At 36.2% G+C, this 23255-nt stretch carries 16 protein-coding genes, 1 pseudogene and 1 riboswitch; of the genes and pseudogenes, 13 read left to right on the top strand and 4 right to left on the bottom strand.

What is annotated here, in order from left to right:
• Positions 1–61: 61 nt before the first annotated feature.
• Positions 62–1939 (bottom strand): molecular chaperone HtpG, encoded by a 1878-nt coding sequence (gene htpG / locus J2S08_RS02035; protein WP_307226176.1) that lies wholly within the window; start codon positions 1937–1939, stop codon positions 62–64.
• A gap of 164 nt (positions 1940–2103) precedes the next feature.
• Positions 2104–3579, bottom strand: coding sequence for an MDR family MFS transporter (locus J2S08_RS02030; RefSeq protein ID WP_307226174.1), 1476 nt, complete (start codon positions 3577–3579; stop codon positions 2104–2106).
• A 343-nt stretch (positions 3580–3922) separates the two neighbouring features.
• Here J2S08_RS02030 and J2S08_RS02025 point away from each other — a divergent pair, with 343 nt between their 5' ends.
• The 12 genes and pseudogenes from J2S08_RS02025 to J2S08_RS01970 all read left to right on the top strand — a co-directional run bounded on the left by J2S08_RS02025 (position 3923) and on the right by J2S08_RS01970 (position 20542).
• Positions 3923–4978 carry a M42 family metallopeptidase gene (locus J2S08_RS02025; protein WP_307226172.1) on the top strand — a complete coding sequence of 352 codons (1056 nt, stop codon included), beginning with the start codon at positions 3923–3925 and terminating at the stop codon, positions 4976–4978.
• A 463-nt stretch (positions 4979–5441) separates the two neighbouring features.
• Positions 5442–6503, top strand: coding sequence for a DmpA family aminopeptidase (locus J2S08_RS02020; protein ID WP_307226169.1), 1062 nt, complete (start codon positions 5442–5444; stop codon positions 6501–6503).
• Positions 6504–6784: 281 nt separating this feature from the next.
• Complete coding sequence (locus J2S08_RS02015) at positions 6785–7024, top strand: YueH family protein (RefSeq protein WP_307226167.1); 240 nt, start codon at positions 6785–6787, stop codon at positions 7022–7024.
• Positions 7025–7841: 817 nt separating this feature from the next.
• Positions 7842–9416, top strand: a complete 1575-nt coding sequence (locus J2S08_RS02010) for a peptide chain release factor 3 (RefSeq protein ID WP_307226583.1) — start codon at positions 7842–7844, stop codon at positions 9414–9416.
• A gap of 328 nt (positions 9417–9744) precedes the next feature.
• Entirely contained in the window at positions 9745–10203 is a 459-nt protein-coding gene (locus J2S08_RS02005; RefSeq protein WP_307226166.1) for a MarR family winged helix-turn-helix transcriptional regulator, read from the top strand.
• 243 nt (positions 10204–10446) lie between these two features.
• Positions 10447–13542: an efflux RND transporter permease subunit gene (locus J2S08_RS02000; RefSeq protein WP_307226164.1), complete on the top strand. Its 3096-nt coding sequence runs from the start codon at positions 10447–10449 to the stop codon at positions 13540–13542.
• A gap of 147 nt (positions 13543–13689) precedes the next feature.
• Positions 13690–13829, top strand: a riboswitch (yybP-ykoY riboswitch).
• 360 nt (positions 13830–14189) lie between these two features.
• Positions 14190–14960 carry a TerC family protein gene (locus tag J2S08_RS01995; RefSeq protein ID WP_307226162.1) on the top strand — a complete coding sequence of 257 codons (771 nt, stop codon included), beginning with the start codon at positions 14190–14192 and terminating at the stop codon, positions 14958–14960.
• A gap of 133 nt (positions 14961–15093) precedes the next feature.
• The gene (locus tag J2S08_RS01990; protein WP_307226160.1) at positions 15094–16449 is read left to right on the top strand and encodes a TrkH family potassium uptake protein; all 1356 of its coding nucleotides are present in this window, start codon (positions 15094–15096) and stop codon (positions 16447–16449) included.
• Positions 16450–17271: 822 nt separating this feature from the next.
• Positions 17272–17394: pseudogene (locus tag J2S08_RS01985) on the top strand (hypothetical protein); the annotation flags it as partial.
• Between the two features lie 326 nt (positions 17395–17720).
• Positions 17721–19271: a PAS domain-containing sensor histidine kinase gene (locus tag J2S08_RS01980; RefSeq protein WP_307226581.1), complete on the top strand. Its 1551-nt coding sequence runs from the start codon at positions 17721–17723 to the stop codon at positions 19269–19271.
• Positions 19272–19283: 12 nt separating this feature from the next.
• Positions 19284–19769, top strand: a complete 486-nt coding sequence (locus J2S08_RS01975) for a methylated-DNA--[protein]-cysteine S-methyltransferase (protein WP_307226158.1) — start codon at positions 19284–19286, stop codon at positions 19767–19769.
• A gap of 542 nt (positions 19770–20311) precedes the next feature.
• Complete coding sequence (locus tag J2S08_RS01970; protein WP_307226157.1) at positions 20312–20542, top strand: aspartyl-phosphate phosphatase Spo0E family protein; 231 nt, start codon at positions 20312–20314, stop codon at positions 20540–20542.
• A 37-nt stretch (positions 20543–20579) separates the two neighbouring features.
• Here the strand turns inward: J2S08_RS01970 and J2S08_RS01965 are convergent, their stop codons facing one another.
• On the bottom strand, positions 20580–22094 hold the full coding sequence (locus J2S08_RS01965; RefSeq protein WP_307226155.1) for a PAS domain-containing sensor histidine kinase: 1515 nt from the start codon (positions 22092–22094) through the stop codon (positions 20580–20582).
• A 478-nt stretch (positions 22095–22572) separates the two neighbouring features.
• Here J2S08_RS01965 and J2S08_RS01960 point away from each other — a divergent pair, with 478 nt between their 5' ends.
• Positions 22573–23016 carry a MarR family winged helix-turn-helix transcriptional regulator gene (locus tag J2S08_RS01960; protein ID WP_370875616.1) on the top strand — a complete coding sequence of 148 codons (444 nt, stop codon included), beginning with the start codon at positions 22573–22575 and terminating at the stop codon, positions 23014–23016.
• Between the two features lie 140 nt (positions 23017–23156).
• Here J2S08_RS01960 and J2S08_RS01955 read toward each other — a convergent pair.
• A partial coding sequence (locus J2S08_RS01955) for a zinc ribbon domain-containing protein (protein ID WP_307226579.1) occupies positions 23157–23255 on the bottom strand: 99 nt, incomplete at its 5' end.

Here is a 23255-nt window from a genome sequence, read left to right as displayed (position 1 = left end):
TTCCAACATCTCCTTTTTAGCCGCTTTCTTCATGAAATCATCTAAATGCGAACCGCTCGAATTAAACCATTACTTTACAAATATCATTGGTGAACTCAACCGGATCGTTAATTGGCAATCCTTCGATCAATAGTGCTTGATTGTACAATAAATTTGTATATAGATTTAATTTCTCTTTATCTTTTTCATAAGCATCTTTCAACGATTGGAATACTTCATGATGAATGTTGATTTCCAATACCTTATCCGCCTTCACATCTTGGCTGTTCGGCATTGCTTTTAAGATTTTTTCCATTTCTATCGTTAATTCGCCTTCGGTAGAAAGGCATACTGGATGGGTCTTCAATCTTTTAGATGCTTTGACACTTTTCACTTTGTCTTTCAAGATGTCTTTCATATAATCAAATAGCTCTTTATGACTATCTTCTTCATTCGTTGCAGTTTCATCATTATCTGCTTCAATCCCGAGGTCGCCGCTTGATACAGATTTGAATTCTTTTTCTTGATAGTTCATAATCATCTTAATTGCGAACTCATCAATGTCATCGGTAAAGTACAAGATCTCATATCCCTTGTCAGATACAATCTCTGTTTGCGGAAGTTTTTCGATTCTATCGATCGATTCGCCAGCAGCATAGTAAATGTACTTCTGATCCTCTGGCATTCTCGAAACATATTCATCTAAAGTGACTAATTTCTTTTCTTTAGATGAGTAGAATAATAACAAGTCTTGGAGGACTTCCTTATTCGCTCCATAATCGCTATATACACCATACTTTAATTGTCTGCTAAATGATTGAAAGAATTTTTCATACTGCTCTCTATCATTTTTTAATAAGCTTTGCAATTGACTTTTGATCTTGTTTTTAATATTTTTCGCAATTAAATGCAATTGTCTGTCATGCTGGAGCATTTCCCGTGAGATATTAAGGGACAAATCATCGGAATCGACCATCCCTTTGACAAAGCTAAAGAAGTCTGGCAGCAATTCTGCACACTTATCCATAATTAACACACCATTGGAATATAACTCCAATCCTTTTTCATATTCTTTCGTGTAATAGTCAAACGGCGTGTTTTCTGGGATAAACAAGATGGCATGATAAGATACAGCACCATCAGCACTAATATGGATATGTTTAATAGGCTTATCGAAGCCATAGTGTTTTTCAGCATAAAAATTAGCGTAATCTTCATCTGTAAGTTCATTTTTATTTTTTCGCCAGATTGGAACCATACTATTGATCGTTTGTTCTTCTGCATATTCCTCAAATTCATTGTCGCTGTCTTCTTTAGGTCTTTGTCCAGTTATCTCCATCTTAATAGGGTATCTAATAAAATCAGAGTATTTTTTAATAATCGCTTTTAGGCGATACTCATCCAGATACTCATCATACTGTTCATCTTCGGTGTTGTCTTTTATTTTTAAAATGATATCGGTTCCAACTTCATCTTTTTCATATGGTTCAATTGTATATCCATCCGCGCCTTTAGATTCCCATTTAAAAGCCTCATCGCTGCCTAAAGCTTTCGTTATGACTGCAACTTCATCTGCCACCATAAATGCCGAGTAAAACCCAACCCCGAATTGGCCGATAATATTGTGCCCATCTTGTAGTTCATTCTCCATCTTGAATGCCAACGATCCGCTTTGCGCGATAACCCCAAGGTTATTTTCAAGCTCTTCTTTTGTCATTCCGATGCCTGTATCGCTAATTGTTAAAATACGGTTTGTTTTATCAGGGGATACTTTTATGTAAAAATCGTCCTTGTTGAATACTAATTTATCGTCAGTCAATGTTTTGTAATATAGTTTGTCTATTGCGTCACTTGCATTAGAAATAAGCTCTCGAAGAAAGATTTCCTTCTGCGTGTATATGGAGTTTATCATCATCTCGAGTAGTTTTTTCGATTCAGCTTTAAAAGGTTTTTTCGTCATAAAGGAGTCTCCTTTCAAATTTAAAATAAAAAATAATAAGTTTAACTAAATTAGCACTCCAACTATTAGAGTGCTAATCTTATGTTTATAGTACATATACTTATTTTTGAAGTCAATAGATAGATATAGGAAATGTCATTATCTTCATCATTGCAGGTAATGATCTAGTGTTCCGTTTCAAGTTTGATTTTAGGCAATAGCAAGCTAAAGAGCAGACTGAGTACTGCAATTGCTAAAATCGCGATAAAAACGTGATGCAGACCATCCGTCAACACAACTCGCAAAAGCGATTGTGTATTCGCAGGAACGTCTGCTGCTGTATGAGGATTAATTAGTAAGTTTAATTCTTTTGGATCAATGTTTTCCGCTTGATTGGCAATCATACTTTTTGATATCTTTGCATTAAAATAAGTGCCTAGTAAAGCAACGCCGACTGTTTGTCCAAGCGTCCTAAAAAAGGTATTAGAAGCGGTAGCAACACCGCGTGATTTCCAGTCTACTGCAGATTGAACACATACGGTTGTAATGGTGATGACAATCCCAAAACCTAACCCCAATATTGCTGATAGCAGATAAAATAATAGGGAAGGGGTTTTACTCGTGAAAGTAGAGAGCCAAATACTCCCAATTAATAGGATTGCAGCACCAACAGTGATTGAAAAACGCTCGCCTTTTTGCAGCAACATCTTCCCGCCCCAGAAAGACCCGACCATCCAAGTGAGAGAGGTGGGGGCAAGCATTAATCCTGATAATGTAGCGCCGTAGCCAAGAATACCTTGTACCCACATCGGGATGTAAACCATTGTTCCGATCAGGACAGCACTTACAAGAAATGCGACTCCATTTGCAGCAGAGATCACACGAATGCGAAAAAGCTGAAGTGGAATGATGGGATCACTTACTTTTGATTCAATGATGATAAAGAGAGTGAGTAATATGATCGAAGCGATAAAAGGCCCTAAAACGGAAAGCGAAAACCAATCTTGCGTATCGCCTCCTTTTTGAAGTGCAAACAGAAGTGCTAGCACTCCAGCTGTAAATGTAATCGCTCCAATATAATCTATTTTCTTTTTTGTTTTTTCAATGACTTCTTTTAAAGAAGCAGCAACCATAAGAGTAGCAATGAGTCCAAAGGGGATATTGATAAAGAAGATCCAGTGCCATGTTAAATGATCAACAAAGAAGCCGCCGACTAAAGGTCCGAGTACTCCAGCTATTCCCCAGGCTGCTCCTAAAAAACCGAGCATTTTAGCTCTTTTTTCATATGGATAAATATCCCCAATAATGGTCATCGTAACAGGCATAATAGCACCTGCTCCAATCCCTTGAATAGCACGATAAATGATGAGCTGCTCCATATTTTGTGATAAGCCGCATAAGATAGACCCAATTAAAAAAATCAATGTTCCAATCATGAAAATGATTTTTCGACCATAAAGATCGGACATTTTTCCGAAAATCGGAACAGTAACTGCAGATGTTAATAAATAAATGGAAAATACCCAGTTCATTAATTCTATCCCTTGTAATTCACCAATGATAGTCGGCATTGCGGTAGTGACGACTGTTCCTTCTATCGCAGTTAAAAAGGTTGCTACAAATAGAGCGATAAAAACGAAACGTGTATTTGTTTTTTTCATGCAAGGACCTCCGATAGTCAAGAAACTTTTGCAACATAATCACCAATAATGAGGTGAAATATAAAGAATAATGTATTGTATGATGACATATGATTTTTAAGTCGTTACATGATCAAATGGACGACAAGCCCGTCATCTTCATCTTCTCCTTTCTTAGCAATTATAGCACTATATGATTAGTATGCCCTACTTGCAAATCTTTGTGCTGCTAGGCGAATAACAAGAAGAGAAAGGCAAAAAGGCGTATTCGCTAAGTTTACTGTTCTTTTTCTTTCCAATATAATAGAATCATCACAATTTTATCGCTGTGAACGATGTTAACAAGGAAAAGGGGTTTTTTATGATGTCCGCATATCCAAATACGAAAGCAACATTTCAACTAATTAAACAGCTTGTATCGATTCCAAGTCCATCAGGAAATACACAAAAAGTTATTGATTTTTGTGATAATTATATTAAAAATCTTCCGTATGAAAGAAAACGTAATCGAAAAGGCGGTTTAATCATTACCATTCCAGGCCAAGATAACTCTCAGCACCGGATGTTGACAGCACATGTAGATACTTTGGGTGCGATGGTAAAAGAAATTAAAGCTGATGGCAGATTAAAATTAGCTATGATAGGCGGTTTTCGCTGGAATTCTGTAGAAGGAGAATATTGTCAAATCGAAACAAGTTCAGGAAAAATGTATACAGGGACAATTCTTATGCACCAAACATCTGTACACGTTTATAAAGATGCTGGAGAAGCGAAACGCGATGAAAACAATATCGAAGTCCGCATAGATGAACGAGTCAACAATGCAGGAGAAACACGTGCTTTAGGAATTGAAGTTGGCGATTTTGTTTCGTTTGATCCTCGTGTGCAAATAACCGAGAGCGGCTATATAAAATCAAGACATTTAGATGATAAAGCGAGTACCGCCATCTTGCTGCAACTGATCAAGCATGTTAATCAACAAAATATAAAACTTCCGTACACGACTCATTTCTTAATTTCTAACAATGAAGAAATTGGCTACGGAGGAAATTCAAATATACCTCCCGAAACGGTGGAATATTTAGCAGTAGATATGGGAGCGCTTGGCGATGGGCAATCTTCTGATGAATATACTGTTTCTATTTGTGCGAAGGATTCCAGCGGTCCTTATCATTATGGATTTCGAAAAAAACTTGTACAATTGGCGAAGGAAAATCAGATTGATTATAAGGTAGATATTTATCCTTACTATGGATCAGATGCTTCTGCGGCTATTCGTGCAGGACATGATATTGTTCATGGGTTAATTGGGCCAGGAATTGAGTCGTCACATGCATTTGAACGCACGCATGAAACATCTATTTTAAACACAGAAAAGCTGCTATTAGCATATATTCAATCGCCAATCATTTCATATTAGTATCCGATTAATAGGAATATTTAAATGTAAGTCTAACATAATGACAAATAGGTTTTTTATCCAACATCTAACTGGCAGTAAGCCCCCCACCTCGGGGAGTAAGAGGAATCGAAAGCGCTAGGTGGGGGATAACTGAAAGTCAAATGTCCGATTGGTTCAGGCCGACAGGATAAGGAAAGCTCCTTGAATCAGCATCGCACGAAGAAAAAGTGCTCTTCTTTTTTGAGGATGTCGGTCACAAAGGCGTTGCAACAGGACAAGGAAAGCTTCGGTAGCGATACATCGCACGAAGAAAAGAGGTTTCCTTTTCGAGGACGCCTGCGATCTTAGCCTTTGTTCTACTTCTTATCAGTGGGGGATGAGAGAAAACCCCCCACTGATGGAAGTTTCACTTTATCTATGTGATAAATTTTTAAGTGCATCTGCAGTTTAGGAGGCATCTTTTGAGGAGGAAAAGTTTGTTGTGAAAGCTAGAGAGCTTGGTTTTAATGTTGGAAGTCTAAAAGTGGGAAAGAAGAATTGTATAACAGATGTTCCAGATGTAAAGGTAGGTCATGTAACGTTAAAGAAGGATACTGGCAATCTTGAGCGGATTCGGACCGGAGTAACAGCTATCATGCCGCACAATGGCAATCTCTTTAAAGAAAAAGTAGCAGCAGCAAGTTTCGTAGCAAATGGTTTTGGCAAAACGACTGGCCTCATTCAAGTAGATGAGTTGGGACTAATAGAATCTCCTATCATGTTAACTAATACGTTTAGCGTTGCCCCTGTTTTACAAGGAACGCTTGCTTATATGTTAAGAGAAAATCCTGAAATTGGCGATTCTACTAGTTCCATTAATATTGTCGTGGGAGAATGTAATGATAGTTATTTAAATTCTGCACGGCAGCTAGCGGTGAAACCTGAGCATGCGATTGCAGCAATTGAGAATGCATCGAATGAGCAAGCAGCAGAAGGTGCAGTTGGTGCAGGCTGTGGTACGATGTGCTTTGGGTATAAAGGTGGCATTGGCAGTTCTTCGCGGGTTATTAGTAGGCAGGATTTGGAAAAAACGGCTGATTTGGAAGCACCATATACAGTCGGTGTTCTTGTTTTAAGCAATTTTGGAAGAAAAGAGGAGTGCCTTTTCCTTCAAAAAAAAGAAACAGATGATGCTGCATTTATCCGTCCAGATGGCTCGATTATGATGATTCTTGCTACTGACGCCCCTCTCTCATCAAGACAGTTAAAACGCTTAGCCAAGAGATGTATGATCGGTTTATCAAGAACAGGGAGTCATATTCATCATGGAAGTGGTGATATCGTCATAGCATTTTCTAATGCAGAACCAATAAGCCATCAAAGTAATGAATGGATGGAAAGGAAAAGGTTTATACGCGACGACCATCCTCTCATGAATCTTCTTTTTCAGGCAGCTGCAGAAGCTACAGAGGAAGCGATTATGAATTCGTGCACACAAGCGGAGACAACAAATGGAAGAAAAGGCCGTGTTGGAGAAAAAATGCCTTTGCAGCCTCAAGAATAGGTTCAGTCCTTCGCATTTCTAATAACAGACACGAATCGATGAAGAGGATGTGAGACGATCATATCGATCTATTATTTAGCAGCTGAAAAAATAAACGGAGACCATACATCGTTAGCGGCTTATAAAGGGAAAGTTTTATCCCACATCTAACTGTCACCAACGACAAAACTGAGTCAGTTTGAGAAAGAAATTAAAAAGCTTTTAAATAAAATGAAATAACTGCTTATATAATCTAGGAATTTCTCCTTACATATATCAAAAGATGAAATGGGATGATTGTCATGAAAATTAGAAAAACAGTGCTCCACGATAGAGAAGTGAATGTCTATGTATATGAAAATAAAAAGGAAGCTTACTTTGTAACAGCAATCCCAGATATAGAATGGTCTAAAGATTTTACTTACGAAGATGCTGGAGAAGCTTTTCTTCAAAACTTAGCTAACTCACTAGCTCATTGTGTAGAACGTGAGGAAGCGGAGGAGCTTGCACAACGAGTGTACCAATGGACGAGAGAGATGTAAAAGGTGAGATCACAATCATCATGTGACTTTCATCAGGAGGCACCCCTCTAAAGACGCGTCATCTTTGAAAAAGGAACCGTTTTTCGTATGATCTAAAAAGGTTTCTTTATCCCACATCTAACTGGCAGTAAGACCCCCACCTCGGGGAGTAAGAGGAATCAGAAGCGCTAGGTGGGGGATAACTGAAAGTCAAATGTCCGATTGGTTCGGGCCGACAGGATAAGGAAAGCTTCTTGAATTAGCATCGCACGAAGAAAAAGTGCTTTCCTTTTTCGAGGATGTCGGTCACAAAGGCGTTGCAACAGGACAAGGAAAGCTTCGGTAGCGATACATCGCACGAAGAAAAGAGGTTTCCTTTTCGAGGACGCCTGCGATCTTAGCCTTTGTTCTACTTCTTATCAGTGGGGGATGAGCGAAAACCCCCACTCATGGAAGTTTCACTTTATCCTGTTGACCTAAATTAATTAGACATATTAGTTAGAGGTGGAAAGCTCAAATTTGCTTCCTGACTCTAGAACAGTTAGATGGGGAATAAATGATTTCCTTTTGTAAGAAAGACGAATAAAATAAAGTGAATAGCCACATTACATGATAAAGCCAATATCGGGCAACAGGCTTATTTTGTTCTTAACGGACATAAACGCCCTATGTTTTTAAGAATAACGACTACAAGATTGCTGCGATAGAATAGGTATATGAGCAGCAATACATTAGAACATCTGCTGCTTTATTAACTATGGCCTTCAAGGTGTGGTGATGAGAGCAAGAAGATAGTAGAGGAAATAAGAAATTGACGCTAGTGAAAGGAATTAGTGAAATGAAACAACTTTCTCTTCAAGATGAGGTAAACAGAAGAAAAACGTTTGCAATTATTTCTCACCCAGATGCTGGGAAAACAACGATGACAGAAAGATTATTATTATTTGGTGGAGCAATCCGAGAAGCAGGGACGGTAAAAGGGAAAAAATCGGGTAAATTTGCTACCTCCGATTGGATGGAAATAGAAAAGCAGCGGGGGATCTCTGTTACTTCTTCTGTGATGCAATTCGATTATCTTGGACACCGTATCAATATTCTGGATACACCTGGACATCAGGATTTTAGTGAGGATACTTATCGGACTTTAATGGCCGTCGATAGTGCTGTAATGATGATTGATTCTGCCAAAGGTATTGAGGAACAAACGATTAAACTTTTTAAAGTTTGTCGAATGCGCGGCATTCCGATTTTCACTTTTATTAATAAGCTTGATCGTGTTGGAAAACCTCCTTTAGAACTCATAGCAGAGCTTGAGGAAGTATTAGGAATAGATGCATACCCAATGAATTGGCCGATTGGAATGGGAAAAGAATTACTAGGCATTTATGACCGTTATTATAAACGAATCGAACTTTTTCGTGGTGAAGGGGATGAACAGTATCTGCCATTAAACGAAGATGGGGAAGTCGCGGAAGACCATGTTATAAAGCAATCATCACTTTATGATCAGGCTCTAGAGGAAGCATTGCTTTTAGAAGAAGCGGGCAATGCATATAATGAAGAAAAAATTGCGAATGGTACATTAACACCTGTATTTTTTGGCAGTGCTTTAACGAATTTTGGCATTAAAACATTTTTAGAGACATTTCTCTCTTTTGCACCATCACCACAACCGCGGAATTCTAATTTAGGAAAAATAGATCCCGCTGCTGATGTATTTTCCGGATTTGTTTTTAAAATTCAAGCAAATATGAATCCAGCTCATCGCGATCGTATTGCTTTTGTACGGATTTGTTCTGGTACGTTTGAGCGTGGAATGAATGTGACATTGACGAGAATGAATAAACAAATCAAGCTTGCTCAGTCTACACAATTTTTAGCCGATGATCGCAGCACTGTACAGGCAGCAGTAAGCGGCGATATTATAGGTTTATACGATACTGGAACTTATCAGATAGGAGATACAATTACAAGTGGGAAAGACAAGTTGGAGTATGAAGAGCTGCCACAGTTTACACCTGAATTATTTATGAAAGTAACAGCGAAAAATGTTATGAAACAAAAGCATTTTTATAAAGGGATTCATCAACTTGTTCAAGAAGGAGCGATTCAGCTCTTTAAAACGTATCGAATGGAAGATTATATTATCGGTGCTGTTGGGCAGCTGCAATTCGAAGTGTTTCAATATCGAATGAAACAGGAATATCATACAGATGTTATGATGGAGTCGATTGGATCAAAAATTGCTAGATGGATTGAGGATGGAAAAGCAGATGAATCCTTATCCAGCGCTAGAAGCTTGCTTGTGAAAGATCGGTTTGATAGGCCACTGTTTCTTTTTGAAAATGATTTTGCACTTCGCTGGTTCCAAGATAAACATCCGGATATTTCATTAATCAGTATGCTCGGTTAAACAAATTTAGATGGTAGAACATTGCCTTCGCTCCTTTTTGCGCAGTTTAAAAGAGCGAAGGCAACGATAAAATAATCAAAAAGCAGGCTTGGTCAAAGTAGAAGGACTAAAGAAGCAACATATGAAAAATTCGTTATGTATACGGCGATGTGAGAAACTTCCACTAGTGAAGTTTCACTTTGTTTTTGACTTTTAAGATGTCTCGAAATATAATTAGGTTGCCAAAGTAATTAATTTTTATTGATAACACATGTTTTCTTGAATGATGATGAAATAGATTGGAATGGCATACATATATGTGGCATGATGCGATGGTGAGGGGATGACAATGTCATGTAATGAAAATATAACTTCCAGGCGTCTTTTACAAGCTTTTATGCAATTCAAAAAGATTGACTGGCATTCGAGAACGATTGCCGGCTATAAGCCTAGCGAAATTAGAATGTTATTTTGCATCAAAAATTCAGCCCTAAAAGTATCAGAAATTAGTCATCATCTACACGTTACTTCTCCTACAGTCACACAGTTAGTAAAAAAACTAGAAAATGATGGTTTAGTCAAGCGGTGTATAGATACGAAAGACAGGCGAGCTGTTTGGGTTCATTTAACACCTAAAGGCACCGAGATTGTTAAAAATGCGGAAGAAATGATGTTTTCTTCTTTTCAAGGTTTAATCACATTTTTAGGGGAAGACGATAGCAATCAGCTTGCTGAGTTGTTGACAAAAGTATTCCAATACTATTTAGAGGAGGAGCGTTACAAGGATGCAAATGGGGATATTTCCTGATTGCGCCCTATTTGTGGATCTTATGAAGAAATAGAACGAAGAATGAAGTTTCATAAAAAGTAATCCGAACACCTTTTTTTCGGGAGCAAAACGACGGTTCTTCAAGGGAGAATGGCGAACGATTGTTTTTTAAAAAGTGACATCAATCATTCACTTTCATAAGGAACGAGTATACAGGTTTTCGCTGCGTTGTATAAACTAAAAATGACAGCTTATGATTAGTACAAGGAAGGAGTTCGTATTTTGAAAATTAGCAACTTTTCAATTAAGCGCCCTGTCTTTACGATTGTCACTATGTTTCTTGTGTTGATCTTGGGTGCTGTATCTGTATTTAAAATACCGTTGAAGCTAATTCCTGACATCAATCCGCCTGTTGCAGTTGTCGTCACTTCTTATCATGGTGCCAGTCCAACTGAAGTAGTTGAAAAGATAACAAAGCCATTAGAAGCAAATTTAGCGACACTGCCAGGGATAAAAAATGTACAAACTATTTCTCAAGAAGGTTCTAATTTCACTTTACTGGAGTTTTCTTGGAGCACGAAAATTGATGATATCCAAAATGAAGTATTGCAGCGAATTGATCAAACGCCGATTCCAGATGATGCTGGAAAACCAAGATTTTTAAAGTTTGATCCTTCACAATTTCCTATTATTCAGCTTTCTTTAAAGACAGAGGGAGATAAAAGCAGTTTAAGGAAATTAGCTGAGAGCCTTACTACTGAATTGACGAAAGTAGAAGGAGTCGCAAGTGTTAATGTAACTGGAAATATTGTTGAACAGATTTCTGTTCAGCTAGATCAGGAAAAGTTGAAGCAATATCAATTAAGCCAAGCCGACATTGTACAAGTCATTCAAGCGAATAACATTTCATTGCCTGGAGAGACAGTTGAGTCAGATGGGAAACAATTGACAACTCGTATCCTCAGCCAGCTTCATTCGCCAGAAGACATTCAACAGTTGGCCATTGCCGTTAACCCTTTAGATGGGACAAAACTGAAAATTCAAGACGTTGCTGATGTATCATTATTAAAAAAAGAAGAAGATAGCATGACAAGAACGAACGAAAAACCAGCTGTTTTATTAAGTGTCTTACAAGAGACAGATGCAAACACAGCAACTGTTTCAAAAGCCTTTAAAAAAGAATTAACGAAGCTGCTTGATCGAGAAGAATATAAAGAAATTAATGCAAATATTCTTTTTGATCAAGGAGATTATATTCAAATCGCAATCGGAAATATCGCAACGTCATTAATCATTGGCGGGGCTTTGGCAATGCTAGTGTTGTTTTTCTTTTTGCAAAATATAAGAACGCCGCTCATTGTCGGTGTAGCAATTCCATATTCGGTGATTGTTACCTTTGTGCTCATGTATTTTGCTAAATTTGCTTTAAATATTATGACACTTGGCGCACTTGCATTAGGAATAGGGATGCTTGTCGATAATTCAATTGTGGTCATTGAAAATATATATCGACATTTGTCAATGGGAAAAAGTCGGGTGCAGGCCGCTCGCGATGGTGCGAAAGAAGTTGGAGGAGCGATTACTGCTTCAACATTGACAACTGTAGCGGTATTTTTACCAGTTGTGTTTATTACAGGTTTGCTAGGAGAATTATTTACAGAGTTTGCATTAACGATTTCTTTTAGTCTATTTGCATCTCTATTTGTCGCTCTAACCGTTATTCCAATGATGGCTAGTCGGCTATTAAAGAAACCAAAAGGGAATATGGATGCAAAAAGACGACGTTCGAAATCAATGAAAATGCTGGAAAAATCAGTGAGGTGGTCTTTGCGTCATCGACTAACTGTCTTGTTTTTCACACTTTTGCTGTTTATTGGAGGTATTTTAGGTCTAACGACAGTAGGAACACAATTCCTGCCTGCGACAGATGAAGGGTTTTTTAGCATCGGTGTGACATTGGAGAATGGAACTGCCTTGTCCGAAACAGATAAAGTTATCAAAAAAATGGAAAAGGTACTGCACAAAGAAGAAGATGTTGACTTTTTTGTCAGCCTTGTTGGTTCAACACAGGAAGATACTTTTCGAGGTTCTGGAAAAGCAAACACTGCGGAAATTTATATTAAAATGAAAGCATTAGAAGAGCGTGATCGTTCTATTTTTCAGTTTGTGGATGATATCCAATCTAAACTTGAAAAAGAAGTAAATGACGTTAATGAAGCTGCTAAACTTGTTTTTAATGTTCAAGCAACATCTGGTTTAAGTCCGCAGACTTTAACCTTTCATGTTCGTGATACGAACAAGCAGCGTTTAGAAGCAAGTGCAGATAAAATTTTCTCTGCATTAAAGGATTTGGAAGAAGTAAATGAATTATCTACAAACCAGATGGATGAAGTAGAAGAAGTACAAATTACGATTGATCGTGATAAAGCATTGGCTGCTGGTTTGGTTCCAGCACAAATTGCAATGACCGTTAACGATATAACAAGAGGTGTACAAGCTTCTCAAGTAATTTCCGAAGAAGCTGAGGTGCAAAGTATTTTTGTTGCTTATGACACTGCCATCACACGTGATTTAGAGAAATTGAAAAAAATCTTGATAAAAAAACCTGATGACGGATATGCTACATTAGACGAAATTGCACAAATTGAGATTGGAAAAGGACCTGTACAAATCCAGAGAATTAATCAACAAGATGCAATTCAATTTACGTTAAAATATTCGTCTGATGTTAACTTAGGTGAAATATCAAAGATTGTCGATGAAAAAATCGCAGAGTCTGATATTGCTAATGAAACAGAAATAACCTTTGGCGGTGATCGTGAATTGCTAGAAGACGGGCTAAAGGATATGACGATGGCATTTATACTAGCAATTGTATTAATCTATATCGTCATGGCGGCTCAATTTGAATCGTTCAAGTACCCATTTGTGATTATGTTCACTGTTCCACTTATGGTGATAGGAGTTGCTATTGCATTAACATTGACTCGGATTCCATTAAGCATTTCAGCAATTATTGGAATCATTATCTTAGCAGGTATTGTAGTGAACAATGCAATTGTCATTGTTGATTACATTAATCAAAGAAAGCGGGATGGTCTTGATAGTCTAGAGGCAATTGTAGAATCTGTTAAGGATCGGGCGCGTCCGATCTTAATGACAGCTTTAACAACGATCTTAGGACTTGTGCCGTTGGCAATAGGTCTTGGCCAAGGTACAGAAATTAATCAGCCAATGGGGGTAACTGTTATAGGAGGGCTTATAAGCAGTACGTTTTTGACTATATATGTTATTCCAGTCGTCTATAGTTTTTTTGATCCTGAGACGAGAAGAAAGAAGAAAAAGAAACGGAGAAAGCCTCAACTTATTGATCTATAAATATAAATTTTAGTGAAAACGAGATAGCAGTTTACATCTGTATCTAGCTTGCACTCCCAAAAATGAAATATGGGGTAAAATACTAGATTATAGACTTGTAAAAAAGATTGCTATAATCTATAATGAAAACAAAGAAAATAGCTTTTGACATTCGTCAAAGGGGAGTAGCGTTAGATTATTTATCTAAAGCAAAGTCGTCAATACATGGAGAGATTCCATCGGCTTTGCTGGCACATATGGTGCTTAGCAAGACCTTTGCCTATATATAGGCAGAGGTCTTTTTTGTTGTCTTGGAAGAAAATGTATAGAATAGCTGATGAATCTCTCCTTGAAACGGTGTTAACTAGGTTTATCCCATATCTAACTGGCAGTAAGACCCCCACCTCAAGAGTAAGAGGAATCAGAAGCGCTAGGTGGGGATAACTGAAAGTCAAATGTCCGATTGGTTCGGGCCGACAGGATAAGGAAAGCTTCTTGAATCGGTTTCCTTTTCGAGGACGCCTGCGATCCTAGCTTTTGGTTTACTTCTTATCAGTGGGGGATGAGAGAAAACCCCCACTGATGGAAGTTTCACTTTATCACATGTCATTAGTACCGGAAACAACATTAGTTTATGCACAAGTCACAATCATTGGAGGTACAAGAAGATGGAGCTGTCATTATTATTAGAATATGGTTGGGTTTTACTTATTTTAATCTGTTTAGAGGGGATACTATCTGCTGACAATGCAGTTGTGATGGCAGTCATGGTAAAGCATCTCCCGAAAGAGCAGCAAAAAAAGGCATTATTTTATGGATTGCTGGGTGCGTTTGTATTTCGGTTTGCGTCGCTTTTTATTATTACCATTTTAGTACAAGCTTGGCAAGTTCAGGCGATGGGTGCGGCGTATTTATTGTATCTTTCTGTTCACCATTTAATAAAAACGATGAAACGAACCAAAAAAAATGCAGAACAGCCGAAGCAGGTGAAAAGCAGTTCTTTTTGGATGACAGTATTAAAGGTCGAAATAGCGGATATTGCTTTTGCTGTTGATTCTATGTTAGCTGCTGTAGCTTTGGCAATGACATTAACCCCAGCAGGTTTATTCCATATTGGTGGAATGGATGGCGGACAATTTATTGTGGTATTTTTGGGCGGTATGTTTGGCCTCATCTTAATTCGTTTTGCAGCTACTTGGTTTATTAAAGTACTTGAGAAATATCCAACACTAGAAACAGCAGCATATTTAATTGTAGGCTGGGTAGGTGTGAAGTTGGCAGTACTTACGTTAGCTCATCCAAAGGTGAATATATTAGATGAAACTTTTCCTGCCTCTACTGGCTGGAAGCTGACGTTTTGGATAGTATTAATAGGAATTGCATTATCGAGCTATATTGTTTCTTTGAAAAAAGCAAAGAACATGACAAATGTATATTGAATTTTCAAGGACATTTGTCATGTTTACAAAATTTTTCTCCATTCACTTTCTTTCTATGCTATTTTTCTTTAAGATAATAGGAAATGAAAATTAATGGCATAAAAATCGTGATTGGTGAAAGGGATTTGAAAAGATGTACATGAAAACAAAGCACAGATTAAAAAAATTAACACCTTTTCAGGTGATTGCTTCTTATTACTTATTAGCACTCACCATCTCAACAATTTTACTAAGCTTGCCCTTTGCTCATCGTAATGGAGTAGAGTGGCAATTTATTGATGCTATATTTACTGCTGCAAGTGCGATCAGCGTGACAGGCTTAACGACGATCAGCATTCCTGATACGTTTAGTACAGCGGGTATCTTTATTTTAATGTTTGTTCTGCAAATAGGCGGGATCGGTGTCATGACGCTTAGCACATTTTTTTATCTATTAATTGGAAAAAAGATCGGACTTAAACAAAGGCAGTTAATGATGACTGATCAAAACCAAACGACACTTGCCGGTATTGTAAAGTTGCTAAAACAGATCTTTTATTTAATTATTTTAATTGAATTTGCCGGCGCTCTTATTTTAGGGGTCTATTTTCTTAAGTATTATGGAACTTGGGAAGAAGCATTTTTAAACGGATTATTTGCTTCTGTCAGTGCTACGACAAATGCCGGCTTCGATATTACTGGTGCTTCTTTTATCCCGTTTGCTCATGACTACTTTGTTCAGTTTATCGTGATGCTGCTGATTATTTTAGGATCGATTGGTTTTCCTGTATTAATCGAAACAAAAAATTTTTTGCTACATAAAAATCAACAGCAAAGATTTCGATTTTCTTTATTTGCAAAACTAACGACGGTTACTTATTTATATTTATTTATCTTTGGAACGGCCATGATATTATTCTTAGAGAACAGCTTATTTTTTAGTGATAAGAGCTGGCATGAGTCATTTTTTTATGCACTCTTTCAATCAACGACAACAAGGAGTGCAGGTCTCGCGACAGTCGATATTAATCAATTTTCAACGTCAACACTTTTGATCATGTCATTGCTTATGTTTATTGGGGCATCTCCGAGTTCTGTCGGCGGGGGGATCAGGACAACAACATTTGCTGTCAATCTCCTTTTTCTGATGCATTTTGCAAGGGGAAAACGTGATATTCAAGTATTTAACCGTGAAATATGCCCAGAAGATGTGCAAAAGTCAGTAGTTGTGTTAATGCTTGCTGTCATTATGTGTTCAACCTCAGTTATTATGCTGTCAGTAACAGAAGAGCAAAGCTTAATGGCGATCATCTTTGAAGTTTGTTCGGCGTTTGGAACGACTGGGATATCAATGGGAATTACAAAAGAGTTGTCTATTTTCGGGAAAATATTATTAATCTTATTAATGTTTATCGGACGAGTAGGTATTCTTTCATTTCTTTTCACAATGGGTGGAAAAGAAAAAAATGTTCATTATCATTATCCAAAGGAACGAGTCATTATTGGATAAAGATAGGAAATTTTTCATTCCTGTATCTTGAAGCAGTAAGACAATGATACTATACATGTTACAAGAGAGGGTGATCAAAGATGCCCTCTCCTCTTTTTTCTAGTTAAAATAGACGAATTTTAAAAGAAAGGCAGGAATTTGACAACAATATTAGAATATTTTATATTATTGAAAAAGAATGGGGGCTTTTTAGTTATACACAATAAAGAACATCAGATGGGAATTCTGTACCACCTTGATTGGAAAAACTTGCATAGAGGAGGGGCTAAACCAAAAAATACGATTCATGCATATACTAAGTTGTTGTTCGTATGAAGGATTCATTATTTTGACATTTAATTTGCAGTATCCTTCTCCACTTATTTGGTAAACGGCAATGAATGTTAAGGACGGTTGACAAGAAAGAAATGAAAAATGAAATGGTTATCGTTTGTTATGACAAACCTTATTCTATGCTGCTTTCCTTAAAAGTCCTATTAAAAAACCGTGCAATAAATAAACATAAATGGTTTTTTTTCATTTCGTAAAAAAGATTGTTCTTCTCAGTGTGAAGGTGAAAAACTCCAGATTATGATAGTTCATGACATATCATTTAACCCTTCAGAAAAAACCGAAATATGTTTTCTCCTACTAATTGACTATGCGGTTTGGACCCTACGAGCCCATTTTTCATTTTTAACTGGATTTCCGAAAAGAATTCTCCCACTTCTAAATGTGAAGGGCATAGCCCAATGAAAGTGGGAGATGAATTTTCGGTTGGCGTAAGCCAAAAGATTGTTCTATGATTAGTCTATACAATATGGAGCTTGATACAAAGCAGAGTGGGAAGGTCGTGATTTGATCATCGCTCCTAAAAAATATGCAAGTAGTCAATTATGTTCTGAATGTGACTACCAAGATAAAGAAGTAAAAAACCTAAAGAAGGCAAAATACTTTTTGATTTAGCAACATAGAAATAAAGATGAAACTGACAAATGAACCGTGTAAACCAAATGACTGAACACAACGAAGATGTTCAAAAAAATAATCTCTTTTTATTTTCACCATTTCTATTAATAATCCCATATCTAACGAGCGCTGCCGGTTAGAGTCCGATTAAATCAGAAGAAATAAAGACTTCTATGTGATAAGCATCATTTTCAGTTTTACACTTAAGAATATATTGCTTATTCTGTGATCGTACTTGCTAAATTGATTTAGCAAACAGAAGCAAAACTGAGAAAAGCACCATTTAATTTCGGGTTGAAGGGGAGAAGAAAAAAGTGAATGTAATGAATGTAAGTGATTACTCTCAACGTAAAAATGCAGCAGAAAAGCAGAAGAACCATAAAATTGATTTTAAACATAACCCAGCTATTTACCAAAGGCTGAACAAAGTTATTCGGAGAGATTATATTGAAAAGAAAATGTTAAAAATGAAACTGCAAAAAAATGAAGAAGTCTTTCACAGCTTTTTTGAAGAGGTACTGGAAGCAACCGTTTTATGCAGTGAAAGTGGAAAGCTGATCAGAGTTAATCATTCAACATTGCAATTATTAGAGTGTTCGTTAAGGGATATTTTAGGAAAAAACATTTTTGATTTTATTCAAGAACAATATAGAGAACGGTTAGAATTAACATTAAAAACAACAAATTCCAAGATTATTCAAGATAAAGTGTTTTTTCAGCTTCCAAATGGAAAAATCAAGTATTTAGCATATAATTGGAAAAAACATCCTTTATACGGTTATCACATGATTCAGTTTCATCAAATAAGGAGTCAATATGAAGTGAAGCAAAGACTTTATGAAGGGGAAGAATGCTTTCGAAATATTTTTATGACAACGAACGACGGTATGGTTATTTGGAATCATCAGTATGAAATACTGGAAATGAATACGAAGGCGTTAAGTCTTTTTCAGTGTTCTTCTACAAGTATAAAAGGCCATGATATTAGGACACTTTTCCATCATCATCCTGAGCTGACGGCAAAATACGTTGCTCATTTAGAAGAAAGTAATAATGGAAAGAAAGAAGAACCAATTATATTAACTATTAAAACTCCTTCGTATAAAAAGTATCTAGAAATATATTCAAAAAGAAACATTGCTGCACATTCTCATTTAACAGTCATTCGTGATATCTCTGAAAAGATGGAAATGTTGGAGCAAATTAGAAAATCAGATACATTGAATATTGTTGGCGAATTAGCGGCAGGAATTGCTCATGAGATTCGTAATCCAATGACTGCGTTAAAAGGCTTTATTCAATTACTAGAGAGCAGTGTCAATGATGAACATACAATGTACTTTAATGTGATTACGACAGAATTGCAGCGTATTGAATCAATTATTACGGAGTTTTTAATCCTTGCTAAACCTCAAGATATTCAATTCCGTAAGCATGATGTTCGAAAAATTATGTCCGATACGCTAGAATTGCTTCATGCACAGGCAATCATGCATAATGTTCAATTTGACACGTGTTATGACGGAGCACTTCCGCAGCTTTTTTGTGAGCCAAACCAATTAAAGCAAGTGTTCATTAATATTGCGAAAAATGCTATTGAAGTAATGCCTAAAGGAGGGATTATTCGTATTAAAATAACAGTAAATCAAGATGGTTGGCTGCATATTGCGATTCAAGATGAAGGAGAAGGAATTCCAAAAGATAAGCTTAAAAAGTTAGGAGAGCCATTTTATACGACGAAGGAAAGAGGAACTGGACTCGGTTTAATGGTTAGTTTTAAAATAATTGAGGAGCATCAAGGGCGAGTGGAATTAGAGAGTGAGTTTGGTGTAGGCACAACATTTCATATCTACTTGCCAATTCCAAAAGAATAGGAGACCATTTTTATGTGCATATGCTATACTATCATGAATAGTCCACTTGGAGAGCTAGTGCTTACTGCAAATTCTGCAGGCTTAACTGGCATCCAATTTGGAACACATCAATTGCAAACATCTCATTCCACTTTAACACGCAATGATAAACACCCCATTTTGCAGCAAGCAAAGTTGGAATTAGAAGAATTTTTCAATAAAGAAAGAGAGAGATTTACAGTTCCGCTTTCTTATAATGGTACTCCCTTTCAAACAGCAGTTTGGGATCAATTATTAAAGATAGAATATGGGTTAACAAAATCTTATCAAGAAATTGCTGAAGCGATTGAAAATAAAAAAGCAGTTCGTGCTGTTGGCCAGGCAAATAAAGCGAATAAAATTCCAATTATCATTCCTTGTCATCGGGTTATTGGGAAAAATAAAAAAATGGTCGGTTATGCTGGAAAGGAAATAACTAAAAAACAATTATTATTGAAATTGGAAGGTGTGTTAAAATAACGAACGCAAACAATAATTTATTGTGCTTTCCACTCGGATTATTATGTAGAGAACCTTGTCAACTGAAGCAAAGATGATGGTGCTAGCTGAATCAAAAAGTAGCTAGCGCTTATTTTATGTTGTTTAATAAACTGTATTCGGCTATAATGTTCCCCCTTTTATTTGTGTATGCTGAAAAGCCGATTAATAAGCTTTGTTTTTATACACAAAATATCCTACATTTCTTAAGAGAATACACTTCTTTTACGATAGATCCTAGTTTTATTCACTAAATAATACCTTTTTTTACTTTTTGCCCTTTATTTTTCATGTTTCATTTTTTATTTGATTTAATGATGAGTGTCGAAAATTGATAAAAAAGCGGATGTAACGTCATTGAAATGTCAAATAAGATAGCGATATAGCTGATTTCATTGTTTATTTAGTGATAATATGTCTAGTTTTGCGAATCGATTTACTTTTCAGTCAATAACTGTCATAATTTACAAAGACTATATGAAAGTAATCATACTTTTCTATTAAAAAGAAAAGGAGAGAGAACCGTGTATAGAAAGTTTATACAGAAGAAAGTTTTTCAACTGAAAATTAATCAAAAGAGAAAGAAAATGATTGCCATCGGTTCAAAGTATGGACTTAATCATCAGCAAACTTTAACATGCAGTCAACAGTTAGATCAGCTATTAAATGAATATAATCGACTTTTATGTCAAGAAATAGTGAGGAGAGAGGAAATTGAAAAAGAAAAAAGTAAAGTACTATCCATTTTTAGCTGATCTAAATAACTCCTGATTTTATGAAAAGGAAGCTCTTTTAGCAGGAGCAGCCTTTATTATTTTTTAAGGGAAGTTTAATGCTGACTGTCGTCCCAGCTTCAACTTTACTCGTAATTTCGATATAACCATAAAATGATTGAATAATCCTTCTGCAAATGACAAGACCCAATCCTGTCCCAGATTCTTTAGATGTAAAAAAAGGTTCAAATATTTTTTTAAGATTCTCTTTTGGGATGCCTATTCCAGTATCAGAGATGGTTAACACTGCATATTGCTCTTTTTTTCTTAAAGAAATGGATAGTTCACCTTCTCCATTTATAGATTCTAATGCGTTCTTTGCAATATTAAGAATAACTTGCTTCATTTGATCTTTTACACCATTGACTATAAAAGCGTCATTCTCTAATTTTAATTGGTAGTGAACATTAAATAAGTTTGCTTCAGAGTGAATAATAGGGTCTAAATCAAACAAGACCTCCTTTAAATCGATAGATTCCAGCTTATCTAGAGTAGGCTTGCCGAGAACTAAAAATTCACTTACAATTTGATTGATTCTCGCAATCTCTTTATATATAACAGAAAAATAAAATTGATCCTGAGGGTCAGGGTATTTTTCGCTTAACAATTGCACTAATCCTTTAATGCCTGTTAGTGGGTTACGAATTTCATGCGCTAAGCTGGAAGCAAGAATTCCAACAAGCTCTAATTTATGTGCTTCGTTTTGGATTCTTTCCTTTTTAGCTTGTCTATTTAAAGAGATATTGTGAAGGATTAAATACACAACATGGCATATAGCTGTAAAAATAACGAAAAAAGAAAGAGTATATAGTATTATTTTATTCCATATTTTATCCTCATTTTTTATCACACTGATATTCCAAGGAACTCTTTCTAATGGGATGGTGATCCATTGTTGTTTATCGTGTGAAACAGCATGTTTCTGATCTGTTTGAAATATGGGGATGCCATTTGTATTTTCAAATAGGATGTTGATGTTTGGAGTTAATAGTTTCATGATGTTAATGATGTAATCTGTTCTTAGATGTGCTACTAAGATCCCATTGATTTCCTCATTTTGAAAAGCTGGTGTGGCAATTGCGATAACTTCTTGATTATTTGCAAGCGTTTCTTGTTCTTCAGAAATTGTTGTCTTTTCAGTTATATGCATTTTTTTGATATATTGCTTTTGACCGAGCTTATTTTGTTTTAGTAAATCATTTGAGCCTAACAGTACATTTCCTTTAGCATCAAGGAAATAGAGACCGCCATACCTTGGATCTTTTTTGCTGATATTTTTTAATGTTGTTTCTAAATCTTCTAGGTTAGAGACGTTTGACTCTAAAGTAAGTGCCAATACTTCTAGGCTTGTTATCGTTTCGCCAATAAATTGATCAATTTGTTTTTGGTGGATGGATGCTACCCATCTTACTTCATTTTCTACCTTGTTTTTTTCAAAACTATGGCGGAAAATTCCGTAAAACAATGTAAAAACAATAGAAGGTATGAGTACAATCATGATGTAGGTTAGCCATTTTTTTCGATTCTTTATCATCTAAGTACCTCAATATGTCATCATTTATCATGCAAAAAGGAATATAAACCATCTACGGGAAAGGAGAGTTCCGTTAGGCAGCCATCCCATATTGCAAGATAGTGTGAACGACCTGCACTTACAAAAAGAAAAGCTTTGTTAAGTGCGGTTTCTCGGGTTGTAGCTGCTTTTCGTTTGACAACTAAGTAGACCGAGCTAACCCTCTTGTTCTAAGAGTTTTTTTATAATATCTTACAATAATTGCTGAAGAATGATATTCCACCTTTACCTTGGCAGAACTTATACTTTTCTTCCTGTTCAATGTCGTTTTCTAATTGACTAAAAGTAAAAAACAGTCCATTAAAAGAAAATGAATATATGTATTATTATAACAAAGGAAGTTTTTTTAGACTATTACTAATATCTGAAAGTAGTTATTGACATTCCGATGCTCATTCACTATACTAATTTTAATTTCGAGATATTAAGTAAAAGGGAAATGATAACATTGAATGACGAAAAAATTCAACAATCATTAAAGTTATTCATCGTTTTTTCAAAAGCATATCGAGCTGTGAATGAGTGTGTGAATCAACATATTCAACAACATGGTTTACATCCAACTGAGTTTGCCGTTTTAGAACTACTTTATCATAAAGGAGAACAGCCTTTACAGCAAATAGGCGAAAAAATTCTATTGGCTAGTGGAAGCATCACATACGTTGTAGATAAATTAGAGAAAAAAGGTTTTCTCCGTCGAGCAGCTTGCGCAAAAGACCGTCGAGTTACTTACGGACAAGTAACAGAGGCCGGAGCTAAATTGATGGAAGAGATTTTTCCAGATCATCAGAAAATGATTGATGAAATAATGTCAGTCCTCTCAGATGATGAAAAAGAGACAGCTATTCACCTATTAAAAAAGATAGGCCTATCAATACAGTAAACCTCATTCGTGAACTACTCACCACTTATCGATCTTGCGGTCTGATTGAAGTGGGAGCTTCTTGGGAACTAAATACTTTTGTTAGCTATCTATATTTACCAAGCTATAAGGGTAGTCCCTACCCCTAGAGAAAATACCAACTATATGGCGAGTTTCAGCAAATTTTTACTTGCATTTACGTCTCTATCGTGATGGCTATTACATTTTGGACAAGTCCACTCACGAAGATTTAGGTTTTT

It is taken from the genome of Bacillus chungangensis (assembly GCF_030812995.1).
Taxonomy (GTDB): Bacteria; Bacillota; Bacilli; order Bacillales; family Bacillaceae_C; genus Bacillus_CF; species Bacillus_CF chungangensis.
Note: the sequence above shows the minus strand (reverse complement) of the source record. Positions and strands in the feature narration are given on the sequence as shown.